Genomic DNA, 15257 nt, shown 5'->3' on the forward strand with positions numbered 1-15257 from the left:
CAGACGGGGGAATGCTCCCATGAGCGAGGGCATACCGGCCCCATCCCACGCCGCGGCGGAACCGCCCGGCGGTCGTCCGTTCCGGCTGTTCGGATTTCGGGGCGTGGCGTTGGTTGAACTCGCCCTGTTCTTCACGCTCTGCTTCCTCGTCGATTGGTGGGCGGCCGGGCTGACGCGCTTCGACGGCGTTCAGCCGCATCCCTATTGGGTCATCGTGTTGCTTCTCTCCGTCCAGTACGGGACGAACGAAGGGGTGATCGCCGCGGTCGCTGCCACAGCCGCCCTGCGTCTTTGGAACCTGCCGGAACAGGCCATCGGGCAGGATCTGTACGAGTACCTGCACGTGGTCAGCCGCGAACCGATCCTGTGGCTGGTGGCCGCCGTCCTGTTCGGTGAGTTGCGGATGCGACAACGACGCGAGCGTGACGAGTTGCACGCCAAGCTTTCCCTTGCGAATCGGGAAAGCGACGCCATCGCACGGTCCTACCGTCAGCTCAAGGTCGTGAAGGAGAATCTCGAAGCCAGGGTTGCCGGACAGCTCCGCACCGTCTTCACGCTCTATCAGGCCGCGCGCGCCATCGACAAGCTGGACGAGGGCGAGGTCATGCTGGGCGTGGCCGATCTCGTCCGCTCGGTCATGCGACCGGAGAAGTTCTCGCTGTTCCTGCTCAACAACGACGTTTTGGAATCGGTAACGAACGACGGCTGGGACGACGAGGATCCCTTCGCCCGCTGGTTCGATGCGTCGTCGACCTTGTTCGAGACGGTGGTCGGACGCCAGCGCACGCTGTGCGTCGCCCGACCGGAGGACGAGCGGATCCTGATGGGCCAGGGGGTGTTGGCCGGTCCCCTGGTCAGCGAGGACACCGGCGAGGTCGTGGGGATGGTGAAGATCGAGAGCCTCGGTTTCGCCGATTTCAGCGCGAACACCGTGGAGAATTTCCGCATCCTCTGCGAATGGGTCGGCACCGCGCTCGCCAAGGCGCGCCGCTATCGCGAGGCCAACGAGCAGAGGGTGTTCGCCGATGACGGCACCCTGTATTCCTCGACCTACATCGGGCGGCAGGCGGAATTTCTGGCCCACCTCGGGCGACGCCTCGGCTTCGAGACGACGACCATCACCATCAGGCCCTCCGGTCTGTCGCGTCTCCTGCCGGACCAGCGGATGGAGGTTGCTACGGCCATCGGCAAAGCGGTGCGGCAGAGCCTGCGCGATACGGATCTGGCCTGCGACTTCGGGCAGCACGGGCTTGTCTTCGGTGTGGTGCTCCCTGGAACGGCGATGGAGCAGGCGCGCATCGTGGCGGCCAAGCTGGAGAAGGCGGTCCGTGGAGCGCTTCCCCAGCCGCTTGCGGATATCCCCATCTCCTTCGCCGCCGAGCGGGTTGGGGACGCGCCGTGACCATGACTCCCGCGGTGGAGCCGTCAGAGGCGGCGCCTGACGGTGGCGGAGCGGAGTTGGTGGCCGTAGCCATGCTGACGCTAGCGACCGAAGCGACGCTCGCGGCGGTGCCTCCCGTTTCAGGGTGGACGCCCGTGACCGTCGCGGCGGCCCTGGCGGGTCATTTCGTGGTATCGGCCCTTCTCGTCATTTGGCTGCGGTCGCGGTGGCGGCGCGGGCTGGACCTGCGGCTGCCGGGGCTGCTGGCCGTCTCGACACCGGTCCTTGGCCCCGCCGGGGTTGTTGCCGTGCTGTTCTCGGCACTTTTCCATGCCGTGTTCCGCCGTCACGCGACCGGCTTCCACGACTGGTATCTCTCGCTCTTTCCGGAAAGCGAGACGGCCCCCGCCCAGGAGTTGTTCGAACTGATCGTGTCCGGCCGCGAACAGGCGCATGTCGCGGCGTCAGAATCCTTCACCGACGTGATGACGGTCGGGACGCCGGTGCAGAAGCAGGCGGTGATCGCACTCGTCTCCCGCCACTTTCGTCCGGCCTTCACCCCGGCCCTCAAGCTGGGCCTTGCCGACTCCGATCCGTCGGTGCGCGTACAGGCGGCCACGGCAACCGCCCGGGTGGAGCACGAGTTCAACGAACGGTGGCTGGCTCTCGACGAATCGGTGCGGGAGGACCCGGAGGATCCGGTTCGACGCACCGCGCTGGCGCGGCATCTCGACGCATACGCCTTTTGCGGTTTGCTCGACACGAACCGGGAGGCGGAACTGCGGGAGAAGGCGTTGGCCGGCTACCACCAAGCACTCGATCGGGCTCCCGGTGATGGCACGCTCCGCCATGACCTTGGCCGGCTGCTGCTCCGCCTTGGCCATGTGGAGGAGGCCGAACGCATCATGGCCCCGCTGATCGCCGATGGTGCGGAGCGCGGCGTTCTGGTGTGGTACGCGGAATGCCTGTTCCGGCTCGGCCGGTTCGACGACCTCCGCGGCCTGTGCCGCACCCACGCGGCGGTGATGCGGGGAGGGGCCGCCACGCCGGATGCCTTGGGATCGGTCGTGAATCTGTGGGCGGGTGGCGACGCCGTGGCGATGGAGTCCGCCGCATGATCGCGCGTCCGTCGGTGGCCGACGTCTGTCTGTTGATGGAAGGGTCCTACCCCTATGTGGCGGGAGGCGTATCGACCTGGACGCACGACCTCATCAAGGCCCATCCCGACCTGACCTTCCATGTCGTGGCCCTGGTCGCCGACCGTGGCGCGCGCAAGCTGGCCTACGAGTTGCCGGCCAACGTCAATGGCATGACCCATGTGTATCTGCAGGAGCCGGACCCCGGCCGCGGATGGGTGCGTGATGCCGCCGGGCTGATGCGCCGCTTGGAAGCCCCGTTGAAACACCTGCAACAGGGCGGCGGCTTGCCCGAGGTGACGGAAATCCTGACGCTGCTCGCTCCGCTGCGGCCGAAAATCGGGCGGCGGGTGCTCCTCAATTCGGAGGAGGCCTTTCATCTCGTCACCCGTCTCTGCCGGGAAACGCTGCCCGACGCGTCCTTTCTGGAATATTTCTGGGGCATGCGGGCCCTGATGGGCGGGATGTACGCGACCATGTTGACCCCCATGCCGCCGGCGCGGGTCTACCACGCGGTGTCCACCGGCTATGCCGGTTTGTTCGCGACGCGGGCGCGGCTGGAAAGCGGGCGCCCGGCCATCCTGACCGAGCATGGCATCTACACCAACGAGCGCCGCATCGAGATCCTCATGGCCGAGTGGCTGTTCGAAGGCGGCGATTCCTCCCTCGCCGTCGAGCGCAAGAAGCGCGATCTGCGCGACCTCTGGCTCGACACCTTCGCCAGCTATTCCAAGGCCTGCTACGACGCCTGCGACGCCATCGTGACCCTGTATGGCGGCAACCAGGTCTTCCAGCTCCGGCAGGGGGCCGATCCAGCCAAGCTGCGCATCATCCCCAACGGCATCGACTACGCCGGCTATTCCAAGGTGGTCCGGCAGGATGGCGAGCGGCCGCCGACCATCGCGCTGATCGGCCGTGTGGTGCCCATCAAGGACGTGAAAACCTTCATTCGCGCCGCCGGCATCCTGCGGGAGGAAATCCCGGATCTCCAGGCGATGATCCTCGGCCCGACCGAGGAGGATCAAGGCTATGTGGAGGAGTGCCGGTCGATCGTCGCCCATCTCGGTCTCGAGCGGACGGTGATCTTCGCCGGCCGCGTGAAGCTGACCGACTGGCTGGGCCGTGTGGACGCCATCGCGCTCACGTCCGTGTCGGAGGCACAGCCGCTGGTGATCCTCGAAGCCGGAGCGTCCGGGGTGCCGACGGTGGCGACCGACGTCGGCTCCTGCTCGGAGCTGATCCTCGGCCGGCCGGATGAGGATCCGCCCCTGGGGCCGGGTGGGGCGATCACGCCGCTCGCCTCGCCGCTCGCCACCGCACGGGAGTTGCGGGCGCTGCTGCTCGACGCTCCCTGGCGGGAACGCTGCGCCGCCGCCATCCGCGAGCGGGTGCGCCGCTATTACGACAAGGTGGAGATCGACCGCATCTACCGCGCGCTCTACAACGAACACATCGACAAGCCGGACCGGCCGGTAACCGTCGGGAAGGCGGCTTAGTATGGCGGGGATTGGTTTCGCGCTGCGGAAGCTCGCCCGCCGGGATGATCTGCTCGGCATCGTCCAGGGCTATGCCCATTCGGCTTTCATCACCTCCGGTCCCTGGATGTTCACCATCCTGGCGCTGGCCGGCATCAACGTGATCGGCCGGACCATCGTGGACGACGTGGAACTCACCCAATTCCGCGTCGTCGTCATCTACAACTTCTGCTTCAGCGTCGTTCTGACCGGGCCGCTGGTGCTGGTCGCCACACGCTTCCTGGCCGATGCCATCTATGCCAAGCGGGTGGAAGTGGCGCCGGGAATGCTTCTGGCCTGCCTCGGCCTCGCCAACGCGGTCTCGGCATTGACCGCCGGCCCCTTCTATCTGTTGCTGAGCGGTCTCCCCGCGGGTATGGCCCTTGCCGCGATCGCGAATTTCGTGGTGGTTGCCGGAATATGGGTGGTGTCGATCTTCCTGTCGGCGCTGAAGGACTATGTCACGGTCACCGTCGCCTTCGCGGCGGGCATGTTCGCCGGGTTCGTGGGGTCGGCGTTGCTGGGCGCGTGGCTGGGACCGGTCGGCATGCTGTGGGGGTTCACCGCGGGGTTGGCGGCCATCGAATTCGCGCTGATCGCGCGGGTCTTCGCCGAGTATCCGTATCGGGTGGCGCGGCTGTTCGATTTCCTAGCCTACTTCCGGCGCTACTGGGATCTGGCGCTCATCGGGCTGGTCGCCACGCTGGCCGTGTGGGTCGACAAATGGATCATGTGGTTCGCGCCGGAGCGTGAGGTGGTGACCGGGGCGATGGTCATCTACACTCCCTACGACAGCGCCATGTTCATGGCCTATCTGACCATCGTGCCGGCGCTGACGCTGTTCACCGTCAACATCGAGACGCGCTTCTTCGAGCATTACCAAGCCTTTTACCGCGACATCCAGCGGCACGCCACCTGGGCGCAGATCGAGCGGAACCATCGGCTGATCGTCACCGCCCTGCTTGAAAGCTCGCGCAATCTCGTCATTCTCCAGGGAGCCGTCTGCGCTCTCGCCATCTTTCTGGCGCCCGCCATCGTCGGGGCACTCGGCCTGCATTTCCAGCAGATCGGCATGTTCCGCTTCGGCGCGCTGGGGGCGTTGTTCCAGGTGCTGTTCCTGGTGTGCACGGTGGTGCTGTCCTATTTCGACCTGCGGCGCCGAAACCTGCTGGCCCAGACCGTCTACCTGGTCGCCAACGGTCTCTTCACCCTGCTGTTCAGCGACCTGGGCTTCGCCTGGTACGGATACGGCTACTTCATGGCCTCGCTGGTGGCTTTCGTCGTCGCCTATCTGATGGTCGCCGACGCGTTGCGGCGGCTGCCGTATTTCGCCTTCGTCGCCAACAACCCGTCCGTGCGTTGACGGTTACAGGGTGGTAACATGTGGCACCCGTTCCGAAGGTGACCATGCGCGTACCATTCCTCGCTCTGCTGCTTGCGCTGCTTGCCGGGCCGGGTTTGGCCGAGCAACGGCTCGGCCTTGTACCCCCGAGCGACGGCACGTCGTTGCGCCCTCCGATGCGCACCTATGGGATCCCCGAATTCCACCCGCCACGGACCCAGTATCGGCGTTCACAGGTCGTCTACAAACTGCCGGACGGGTTGCGTGGGATTGCCACACGTGACCGCCGCCTGTCCGACCTCTGCCGCCGCGGTGCCTTCGTCCAGAGGATCGACGGCTTCTATTGGGCTCGCGCCGCCGACCGACGTTACGGCGTCGCCTTCGGCAACGGCACCAACCTTCTCGATGCCCAGTCCCAGCGTGCGCCTGGAAAGGTCTATTTCTTCGAGGACCAGGACAGCCGATGCTCGGTCTACATCGCCGATCAGCGCAGCGTTTCCGGCCTCTACATCGGGCCGTGAGGCATCCCGGCCGTCAATGATCCCCCGGCAGCACCAGCACGGTGCGATGGGGCAGGGTGGCGCGGGACAGGGTCACATCAGCCGTTCCAAGCGTCCGCACCGTGTAGGTCCCTTCCAGCTTTGCCAGGAACTGCGCGAGGCGGGATTGCGAGAACCAGTGCATGGGGATGATGACCGACGGCTTGAGTTGGTCGATCACTTTCAGCATCGTCTCGTGGCTTGACGTGTAGGCGCCGTCGGCCGGTACGAGCAACACGTCGATCAGGCCCAACTCGCCGAGATGCAGGTCGGTCAGGTCATGGTGCAGGTGGCCCAGATGGGCGATGCACAGCGACGCCGTCTCGAACACGAAGATGGAATTGCCGGCCACCCGCGTTCCGCCGTAGTCGCGCACGTTGGTCGGCACGTTGCGCACGCGCAGGTCCTTCACCTCCACATCGTGCTTGGCCATGCCGCCGGTTTCCCACCCGCGCAGGACATGGGTGATGCCGGGGTCCAGAAGCTCGGTGTAGTGCGTGGAGTGGGCGTTGTTCATGGTGACGATGTCGGGGAGCATCGGCGGCCGGAACATGCCGTTGTAGTCCGTGACCGCCGTCACTCCCCCTGCCGTTTCGATGAGGAAGCTGGCATGGCCGAGGAAGGTCAGCCGCACCGATCCCGAAGCGGGTGCTGCCGCAAGCGTCAGGCTCGCCGGCATGAGCAGGCCGGGAAGCCCGGCGATGGGCAGGCAATCGGCTCGCACCGTATGAACCGGCAGCAACGCCATCAGGGTGAATGCCAGGGCGCGCGCGGCGTTCGCCACGGTGCGGATCGATAGGGGCGGAACTCTCATGGCCGGGCTCCTCGCGGGGTGGGTCCGGCCAGAGAGATTATGGCAAACCACCGGCATTGACATGCCGGTGATGCACGGATTGTGGAACGCGCCCGCTTTCGTCAGCCGAGGCGGACGGCCGTCCCGTTGACCGACACCATCAGCATACCGTTCTCCTTGCCCAGAACCTCGTAATCCACGTCAACGGCGACGATCGCATCGGCGCCACGGCTGTGGGCCATGTCCTGCATGTCCGTGAAGGCGGCCTCGCGCGCGTCACGCAGTGCGTTCTGATAACCGCCGGCCCGGCCGCCAATGATGTCGCGGATGCCGGAGAACATGTCGCGGAAGATGTTCACGCCGATGATCGCCTCGCCGGTGACGACGCCCAGATACTCCACGACCCGGCGGCCCTCGACGGAATCGGTGGTGGTGATGATCATGGTCCCTCTCCCTGCAATGTTCCGCAGCAAGGTGGGGAGCGTCCGGACCCGGCGCAAGCGTGGCGGTGGCCCGCCGTCGTCCGGAAGGATGCCTTGCGCCATCGGGTAGGGGCGGCCAGATAATCGCGCCGGTGGCGGGCTGGCTATCAGGCGGTGGACCGCGTAGCGGGAAGGCGGAGCATGGACGACACGCGGCGCGCGCTACTGCGTTGGACGACATCGGTGATGGAAGCGCGGGGGTGGAGCGCCGCCCACTGGTCCCGGCTTGCCCAGGTCACGCCGAGCAGCCTGACCCGCTTCCTCAGCGATCCTGCCCGCGGCAGCCTGCCCAGTGCCGAAACGATCGGCCGGCTGGCACGGGCGGCCGGGTCCGAACCACGGTTCATTGACGGGATGGAGCCTGCGCCTGTCGTGCGCGTTCCCTTGCTCGACCATGACCAGGTGGTGGCTCTGCTGGCCCTCGGCCGTCGTGCGGCGGAGGCGTTCCTGGCCGCCGCGCTGCGGCAGAACGGAGGGTGTGTGGCTGTGGAGCCGTCGGCCTCGCCGCGGGCCTTCGCTCTCACCATCGCGTCACGCAGTCTTGATGCGGCCGGGGTGCTGCCGGAGGACAAGGTGGTGCTGGAACCTCCCGACGTGCTGGAGCCGCGGGTTGGTGACGTGGTGGTGACGGTCGGCGGTGGAGCCTTTTGCGCCTACCGCTTTTTCCCGCCCCACCTTCTGCCGGTGTCCACCGACCCGGGTTGCGGCCCGGCCAGTATTGCGGATGCGAGGGTTGCCGGAGTCGCGGTGCACGTTTTGCGAGTCCTTAGGCTGTAACGGTGGGTGCCGATTCCGCTTGACCTGACGGCAGGGTTTGTAAAATTAATTCAGTGGATAACTCGTTAGATATTTTGTAGCGCCTCAATAATTTTTATAAAATTTTCGTTTCTGGCAATGAAGATTGCCATATACTCAAGTATATTATCGGAAATATTCTGGGCATAAACTTTATAATCGGTACTGCAAGGCTCAAGGTTCTGTTTTTGTTCTTGAATGATGCGACTTCGCACACTATCTGATGACTCCGGCCGCGGAGCGTGCCGGAGAGTTGCGGGAACGCATCGGACGGTTGAATCCATGACCATCAGCAACGAGCAGCGTGCACTCCGCGCGGGATGCGTCGGATCGTCCGACGCGGTGCGGATCATGGCCGGGGAGTGGCCGGCGCTGTGGCGGGAGAAGACCGGGCGGGCCGAGCCGGCCGAGCTCGATTTCGTAGCGGCGGTGCAGATCGGGATCGCTACGGAACACCTGCACCCTCGCTTCGTCACGCGCGCGACCGGCCTGTCCTGTGTGGCTGCCAAGGTGACAGCCGCACACCCGGACTTCGACTGGATGGTGGCGCATCCCGATTTCTTCGCCTGGGAGGGGGAGGCGACCGAAGCGCCGTCCGACCTGATCGTGGAAGCCAAGTTCAGCTCCGGCTTCCAGACGAACGCCGCACTGGTCGAACGCTATTGGTGGCAGCTCCAGCACCAGTTCCTGGTGACGGGAATGGAGCGTGGTCTGCTTTCGATCCTGCGCCCCACCGGGCATGAGGTCGAATGGATCGAGCGCTCCGCGTCCGACGCCGGGCGCCTGCTGGACACGCTTCAGGCCTTCTGGTGGTACGTCACCAACGATGTCGAGCCATCCGGTCAACCGGCGGTGGACGCCCCGCGGCGGGAGGAATTCCGGGTGGTCGATATGGGCCGGCACGACCGCTTCGCCGCTCTGGCCGCCACGCTGGCTGGGCAGCGCCACACCGTCCGAACGGTGAGGGAGGTCGAGACCGCTCTGAAGGCCCTGATGCCGGACGACGCCCGGATCGCCTTTGCGAACGGGGTGTATGTCAGCCGCGATCGGGACGGGCGGCTGTCACTGCGTTACGGGCTGCCGTCGCGCCGGGCGCTCGACGGTGCCGAGGTCTGGAAGCCGGATTATTCCCCTCACCCGAGCCTGGAGGCCGTCCTGGCCGCCGGCTGGGGTGAGGGGAACACAAGGACGTGTGAGAAAGAGGATTCGTTTCGATGGGCCGTATGAGCAAGACCGACACCGTCGTCGAGAACGTCCGTGAGGAGAGCACGCGCGAGGCCGCCGGCCATGCGTCGGCGAAGGCCGACATGCCCCAGCCCCCGCCGCCGGAAGCACCGGCCGCCGCGGGGGGCATGGACCATCTGCATATCTGGAACCGCCTGAAGCGCACGGACCCGAAGGCCACCAAGCCTTTCACCCGATCCGGCGGATTCCGCGGGACGCAGATCGACCCCACCTGGCGTTTCCAGATGATGACCGAAACCTTTGGCCCGGTCGGCAAGGGTTGGGGTTACGAGCAGGTGGACTGGACCATTGCGGAGCGCATGGTCTTCATCTGCGCCCGCGTCTGGTATCTCGACCCGGCCAATGGGGAGAAATGCTGGACCGGGCCGCAATGGGGTGGCACCGAGATGGTCCGTCGCCGCAACGGCATCGAGATGCCGGACGACGAGTGCTTCAAGATGTCGATGACCGATGCGGTCGGCAAATGCCTGCTGCAGCTCGGGCTGGCCGCCGATGTCTATATGGGCCAGTTCGACGACAGCAAGTACCGCGAGGAGTCGGAGGCCTTCTACGCTGCCAAGGGCAACCCCGATCTGCAGCCCGCCGCCATCGAGGCGTTCGAGGCGGAAGTGAAACGCCGGTTGGGTGGCTGCTTGGACCTGGATGATCTGGAGGAGGTCTGGCGTGCCGGTGTCGGCACCCGCCTGCGCGACATCGGAACCGTCGACCGCGCCGCTCAACACCGCATAACCGGGCTCTTTGCCCAGAAGAAGGCCGAGATCCTCCGCCGCGAGGAGGAGGATGGCCGAGAGGCCGCATGACAACATCCACTCAAATGCCCACGATCGGTCGTGCCGACCGCTCCCCAAGCGGGCTGTTCCGGATGGGAAGCTGGGAGGGGGAGGTGGAGCGCACCCACGGCCAGCTTCCCGCCTGGTACTGGAACGCGGGAGAACGACGCCGGCGCTTCATCCGCTGGGTGGAGGACGAGGCGGAGGGGCTGGCCATGCAGCTTGGCCGGCTCCTGCGTTCCGACACCGCCCCCGATGCGGCCCGACCGGCCACCGAACTCATCGACGCGCTGTCGCGCGACGCCGCCTGGGCGCGGCGGATGGAGACCCAAGCCTTCGAGGAGGCTGCCTGATATGACCGAACGCAATCGACGCGGCGCCCTGACCATCGATCAGGTCCAGGCGCGCCTTCGCTCCGCCCACGCCGGCATCGGCCGGGAAGGGCGCTTTGCCCTGACGCTGACACTCGATGGACGGGAGGACTGCTACCTTACCCATTGGATGCGGCCGGAGCCGCATGCTTTCGAGGACTGCAAGGCCATCGGCTCCGGCACGCTCGCCGACTGTCTTGTCGCACTCGACCGCTACGTGTCCGGGTATCGCCGTCCTGACGATGGCGGGCAGGCCAAGGCGGCCGGCACGCCGGCCGCCGACCACCATGATCCGCGCATCCTGATGGCGGCCGAGTAGCCGGCCGCCAAGCCGGGCCTCTGGGTCAATGAAGCTTGGACAGCTCGGCGACTTCCTGTTCCGCGCGCAGCCAGTGGTCGAGCTGCTTGCCCTCGGGGCAGCCTTCCTCTTCCCAGATCTGGTAGGCGCGCTCCTCGACCATCTTGTTCTGCTGGCCGCGAACCAGCCCCTCGGCGATGTGCATGTTCACGCGCGCCAGCGCGATGAGCTTGCTGCCTTCGAACTCGCCGGAGCTGGCTTCCATGGTGGTGGTGGCGACCCACTGGGAGAGCTGGCGCAGATTGTCCTTCACTTCCGAAGCCAGGCTGTTGCCGCCGTCCTGGATGACCGTCTTGATCGCGATCCAGAGCTTCAGATTGTGGTCCAGCGCCACGTTCACCTTGTCCGGCGAATCCGCCTCGCTCAACAGGCTGGCCGCCGACATCAACGTGAAGGCGTCCTTCTCGGGATCGGAGAAGTTGGTCTTGAGGATGGCCTCGGCACCGGCTTCGGAGGCGCCGGCCTCGGCAGTGGGCTGCGTGTTGGCGGGCTTGCGCTTGGCGGCCATGGACTTTCCTTCCCCAGGACAACGGTTCATTTCGGACGGCGAGCGGGTTTCGCCACCGTCACTTGAACGCGGCGTCCTTAAATTCAGGTTAAGCAAGGAAAGCGACGTCTTGTCGCGCCGTCACTGACCGCCGAAGGGCACGCGGTAATAAAGACCGAACACGTTGTTCGGATCACGGTTCTCGTTGCTGCCTGCCCCGGTGATGCGGCTGTAGCCGAGGGTGAAACGTGACTTGTTCTCGAACTCGTACCCGAGCTCCAGCTGTGACCGGAACTCCATTCCCGACACCGGCTCCAGCGCGGACCGGTTCGCATAGCCGGCGCCGACGCTGGGGGTGAAGACGAACGAGCCGAACGGCACATCGACAAGCACGCCGCTCATCCCCGAGGCTGTGCCATCGGGACCGGACTCGACGCTGATCCACGGCCTGACCGAAGCGCCTTCGATGCCCGGTACTGAGGATCCACCGATGCGCACCTTCGCGTGCAGATCGGACACCCGGTCCGGCAGATCCGGAGCGGCGTAGGGCGGAGCGCCGAAGGCGAGCGTGCCCACCTTCCAATTGGACAGGCGATCGATCGGCGCTGTCTGCGCATGGGCGGGCACGGTCAGGCCGAAGCCCACCGCTGCCGTCAGCGTCACGATTGCCAACCGCTTGCCCATCACCACTCTGCCCATGCCCGAACCACGCAACGATCGTACCCTACATGATATCAGTTACGATAACGTCAATAAAGACACGCCGGCGGCGATGCAAAAAACGCTGATCCACCTTTGCTCCACTCCGGTTCACCCGAAGAATCCGATCCGTTGGGTCACCGCACTGCTGGTTCGCGCAATCAGTTCGTAGAGACCGGTCATCGGACGGAACAGCCGCTCGTTCTCCATGCGGTAATTCTGGCTCTCGTCGCTCACATAGGTCGCGGTTTCTCCGAAATCGCCGACCAGCGGGGATTCCGGGGTGGCCGGGAAGATGACCTTGAGCTGGGCGACCGCGGTCGGGATGTCCAGATGCAGGATGCGGGCGATCAGCTGGTCCCGCGTCGTCTGGTGCTGGCTGGAGAAGTCGGGGACGTGGGTTGCCATGCGGTAGATCTCGTGGATCAGCGCCAAGCGGACGGCGTGCAGGATGCGCAGTCCGACCTGCGTCCGCTGGCTCACCGCATCGCCACAGCCCGGGCCTGTGCGTTCCAGGGCGCTGCGCAGGATGGTGAAGTCGCGGAACAGCTTGCGGAAGATGCGGATCTGGCGGACATGCGCCGGATTCTCTTCCAGATGGTCGGCCAGCACCCGCATCTCGTCGGCGCGGGCGCGCTCGCCGGCGCGTGCCGCCAGCGTCAGCCAGAGGCCCGGATCGAGCATATCGATGTAGGCCTTCAGGGCGTCCGGATCGGCGATGGCGGCGCCATACTCCACCATGCCCAGCAATTGCCGGAAGCGGGCGGACCGCTGGTAGAGCAGGGCGTAACGTTCGGGGTCTTTGGCAACGGCAGCTCCCACACCACCGATCGTGTTGGCGGGCAGGCCGAGCTGCTGCAGAATCGCGTTGTGCGGGATGGCCCGGATCTGGGAGACGTTCTGCTGGTCGATGTTGGCGGCGCCGTCGTACTGTCGCTTCGTGGCCCGGCTTCCGGATGGGTAGAGCAGGTTGGCCCCGAAGGCCGAGACCAGAACGGCGTAGTTCGGGTCGCGCACCAGCGAAACCTGGAATTCCTTCACCGTGGTGAAGAATTCGGTGATGTAGTCGTTCTCGTCGTAGAACGGGTCGCCGGTGCCATTGGCGCGCGGTCCCATCATGTATTCCAGGATGCGCGTGACGATCGCGAAGGCGCCGGGCTGCGTCATGAAGGGGGTGAAGCCGTCGCCGCCCTGGAAGCTGACTTCCTGCTTGAAGGGGATGCCGCTTTCCGCCAGCGTCTGAAGCCAAGCCGGCGGCGCGGTGTAGGACAGCCGCTCCGCATAGCTCGCCGGATGGGCGCCGCGGCCGATCGAATCGCCGTGCGTGTCGAAGACGACCAGCTGCACGTTCTTCAGATCATGCTTGCGGAACAGGCGCGCGATGCGATTGCGCAGCCGCTCGATGCTGGCCGCGGCCGGGGTCTGTCCCAGATAGCGCCCGGCGTCGGAATAGCCGGTCTGGATGCACAATCGGCCGCGCTTCTCGACATAGGCGCGGTAATGCGGGTTCTCCAGCAGCGCGTCGATGACGCGGCTTCCCACCTCCAGCGCCCGCTCCGTCTCGAACAGCGGGGAGATGTCCAGCCGGTCCTCGATCCCGAACAGCCGCGCGTAATAGAGCGCGGTGAGCATGGTGAAGGCCGCTTCGCTTTCCGCGATCAGGAAGCGGACGGGCGTCGACGCATCGGAATACTTCAGCATCTGGGCCACGACCATGAACAGCCGCTTGGCCGAGGTGCGCTCGGTGATGAGCGAGCCGAAGTTCACGGTCACCGGCTCCACCGTGTCGAGGAGCTGGGTGATGCGCTCGATGTAGCTCTGGCGGTAACGGGGATCGTCGGGCGCCGTCTCCAATGCCACCGCCTTGCGAATGGCGTTGTGGAGCTGGGTGGAGTTGATGCGCACGTGGGTGTGCGCCATGCCGAGCCCGAAGCTCGCCAGTTCCGCCCTCAGCACGCACAGCCGCAGAACGGTGATCCCGCAATTCTGGCCGGTGGGGCAGAGCAGGCGGATGGCGCGGTTCACCCGCTCCACCAGGAAGGCCGCGTCAACCAGCCGGTAGGGCTGGCCCTCGTGCATGCGCTTGGAGATGCGCTGGATCTGCCGGTAGGCGTCGGGGCTGTCCGGATCGTGGTCGGAGAAGACGGCGATCTCGTCCGACACCTCGTGGATGGCGAGCGCCAACCGCGACTCGACCTGCTCCAGCGTGTGGCGCAGTTCCTCGTCGTCGGGCGACTGCGAGCGGACCGCCTTGATCTCGTCGATGTAGTGGCGGAGTTGCTGGGATTCGACCTTCAGCCGCTTGTGCAGCGTGTCGGTCCACTTGATGTCGGATCGCCCGTCCAGGTCGTAGCCGACCCAGCTCGCCACGGTGATCAGCCGGGGCGTCACATCGCTCCAGCGTTCCGGGTAGACCTCGGCCGCCACCTGGTAGACGAGCGCGTAGACGCGCCGCAGCGCCGCCTGGATGTTGGCGATGGCCGCGAGCGAGAGTTGGTGCTCGCGGGCGAGGCTGATGTCCGTGTCCGGCCGGTGCTCGGACTGCGCCATGCGGCGCAGCACGTCGGCGCGCTCCTCCTCGCCGAGCGGACGGCCATCCACATGACGGCCGGTCGCCAGCATCGTCAGCCACGTCATGATCTGACCCGACAGGTTGAAGGTCGGGTGCGCGGTCATCACCATGCCGAAGATTTCGCGCTCCACCGTCGCGCGGAAATCGTCGAACGGCACAGGCTCCGACGCGCCCTCCGGCAGCGCCACGGCGCGCAGCAGTGCCCGCAGCCGCTCCTCGTTGGCCGCGGGATCGATCTCCCCTAGCCAGCGGCCGAGCCGGGTGGCGCGGTCGACCAGCCCCTCGGCCGACAGGTACTGGATGAGCTGTTCCAGGCTGCCATGGTCGAGCGCTCCGGCCTCCAGCCGGCGGGTGATCTCGAGCGCCAGATGCAGCACGGGGTTGGAGAAGGGGTCCTCCTCGCTGCCCTGCGCGAAACGGTCCAGGCACCCGGCGAGATCGGCGGCCAGAGCGGCGCAGTCGAGCGCCGTCGGCGCCTCGAAACGCGCCAGCGGCGCTTTCAGCAGCGGGCGGTTGGTCGTCAACGCCGGTTTCGGACCATGATCCTCAGTGGTTGCCATTTCCGCTCCACTGTCGGTGGTGGTGACCGTCTCTCCCGCAGCGCGGCGGGAACGGATCGAGCGGGCGGGCTTCGAGTCCACGTCGGTCATTGCCGATCTACCTCTCCAGGCTTAATGCAGTGCAACACGATGTGTTTGTTGGGGGAGCAAGTCAACGGTTTGGTCTTACCAGCGGGTGACAATTTTCACGATCGAACATGATGCGATCGTGTC

The 15257-nt window shown here is 66.0% G+C and carries 15 protein-coding genes; 10 read left to right on the forward strand and 5 right to left on the reverse strand.

The genetic code is table 11. The annotated features are described in order from the left end of the window. Positions 1-19: 19 nt before the first annotated feature. From HL658_RS00190 to HL658_RS00210, 5 genes are all read left to right on the forward strand, one after another. Positions 20-1402 (forward strand): GAF domain-containing protein, encoded by a 1383-nt coding sequence (locus HL658_RS00190; protein ID WP_180279885.1) that lies wholly within the window; start codon positions 20-22, stop codon positions 1400-1402. Between the two features lie 134 nt (positions 1403-1536). Beyond that, a complete protein-coding gene (locus HL658_RS00195; RefSeq protein ID WP_343054963.1) occupies positions 1537-2499 on the forward strand; it encodes a tetratricopeptide repeat protein in 963 nt (320 codons plus the stop codon). Beyond that, positions 2496-4013: a GT4 family glycosyltransferase PelF gene (gene pelF / locus HL658_RS00200; RefSeq protein WP_180279886.1), complete on the forward strand. Its 1518-nt coding sequence runs from the start codon at positions 2496-2498 to the stop codon at positions 4011-4013. Before HL658_RS00195 ends, pelF begins: the two co-directional genes overlap by 4 nt. Before the next feature lies 1 nt (position 4014). Then, entirely contained in the window at positions 4015-5394 is a 1380-nt protein-coding gene (gene pelG / locus HL658_RS00205; protein WP_180279887.1) for an exopolysaccharide Pel transporter PelG, read from the forward strand. Positions 5395-5438: 44 nt separating this feature from the next. Beyond that, on the forward strand, positions 5439-5894 hold the full coding sequence (locus tag HL658_RS00210) for a hypothetical protein (protein ID WP_180279888.1): 456 nt from the start codon (positions 5439-5441) through the stop codon (positions 5892-5894). Positions 5895-5907: 13 nt separating this feature from the next. Here the strand turns inward: HL658_RS00210 and HL658_RS00215 are convergent, their stop codons facing one another. Both HL658_RS00215 and HL658_RS00220 read right to left on the reverse strand, forming a co-directional pair. After that, positions 5908-6726, reverse strand: coding sequence for an MBL fold metallo-hydrolase (locus HL658_RS00215; protein WP_180279889.1), 819 nt, complete (start codon positions 6724-6726; stop codon positions 5908-5910). Positions 6727-6827: 101 nt separating this feature from the next. Next, positions 6828-7148 (reverse strand): heavy metal-binding domain-containing protein, encoded by a 321-nt coding sequence (locus HL658_RS00220; RefSeq protein WP_180279890.1) that lies wholly within the window; start codon positions 7146-7148, stop codon positions 6828-6830. Positions 7149-7328: 180 nt separating this feature from the next. Here HL658_RS00220 and HL658_RS00225 point away from each other — a divergent pair, with 180 nt between their 5' ends. The 5 genes from HL658_RS00225 (at position 7329) to HL658_RS36780 (ending at position 10687) form a co-directional block, all read left to right on the forward strand. After that, positions 7329-7964: a helix-turn-helix transcriptional regulator gene (locus tag HL658_RS00225; protein WP_180279891.1), complete on the forward strand. Its 636-nt coding sequence runs from the start codon at positions 7329-7331 to the stop codon at positions 7962-7964. Between the two features lie 300 nt (positions 7965-8264). Beyond that, positions 8265-9209, forward strand: coding sequence for a YqaJ viral recombinase family protein (locus tag HL658_RS00230; protein WP_180279892.1), 945 nt, complete (start codon positions 8265-8267; stop codon positions 9207-9209). Beyond that, positions 9206-10027 (forward strand): hypothetical protein, encoded by an 822-nt coding sequence (locus HL658_RS00235; protein WP_246337208.1) that lies wholly within the window; start codon positions 9206-9208, stop codon positions 10025-10027. The genes HL658_RS00230 and HL658_RS00235 overlap by 4 nt, the downstream gene beginning before the upstream one ends. Positions 10028-10041: 14 nt before the next feature. Further along, positions 10042-10350 (forward strand): hypothetical protein, encoded by a 309-nt coding sequence (locus HL658_RS00240; protein ID WP_246337209.1) that lies wholly within the window; start codon positions 10042-10044, stop codon positions 10348-10350. Between the two features lies 1 nt (position 10351). Next, positions 10352-10687 carry a hypothetical protein gene (locus tag HL658_RS36780; RefSeq protein ID WP_246337210.1) on the forward strand — a complete coding sequence of 112 codons (336 nt, stop codon included), beginning with the start codon at positions 10352-10354 and terminating at the stop codon, positions 10685-10687. 25 nt (positions 10688-10712) lie between these two features. Here HL658_RS36780 and HL658_RS00250 read toward each other — a convergent pair whose 3' ends face one another. From HL658_RS00250 to HL658_RS00260, 3 genes are all read right to left on the reverse strand, one after another. After that, complete coding sequence (locus tag HL658_RS00250) at positions 10713-11234, reverse strand: DUF2934 domain-containing protein (RefSeq protein WP_180279894.1); 522 nt, start codon at positions 11232-11234, stop codon at positions 10713-10715. Between the two features lie 120 nt (positions 11235-11354). After that, the gene (locus HL658_RS00255) at positions 11355-11912 is read right to left on the reverse strand and encodes a hypothetical protein (protein ID WP_246337211.1); all 558 of its coding nucleotides are present in this window, start codon (positions 11910-11912) and stop codon (positions 11355-11357) included. A 111-nt stretch (positions 11913-12023) separates the two neighbouring features. Next, positions 12024-15134, reverse strand: coding sequence for a phosphoenolpyruvate carboxylase (locus tag HL658_RS00260; RefSeq protein ID WP_180279895.1), 3111 nt, complete (start codon positions 15132-15134; stop codon positions 12024-12026). Positions 15135-15257 lie beyond the last annotated feature (123 nt).

It is taken from the genome of Azospirillum oleiclasticum (assembly GCF_013423485.1).
Taxonomy (GTDB): Bacteria; Pseudomonadota; Alphaproteobacteria; order Azospirillales; family Azospirillaceae; genus Azospirillum; species Azospirillum oleiclasticum.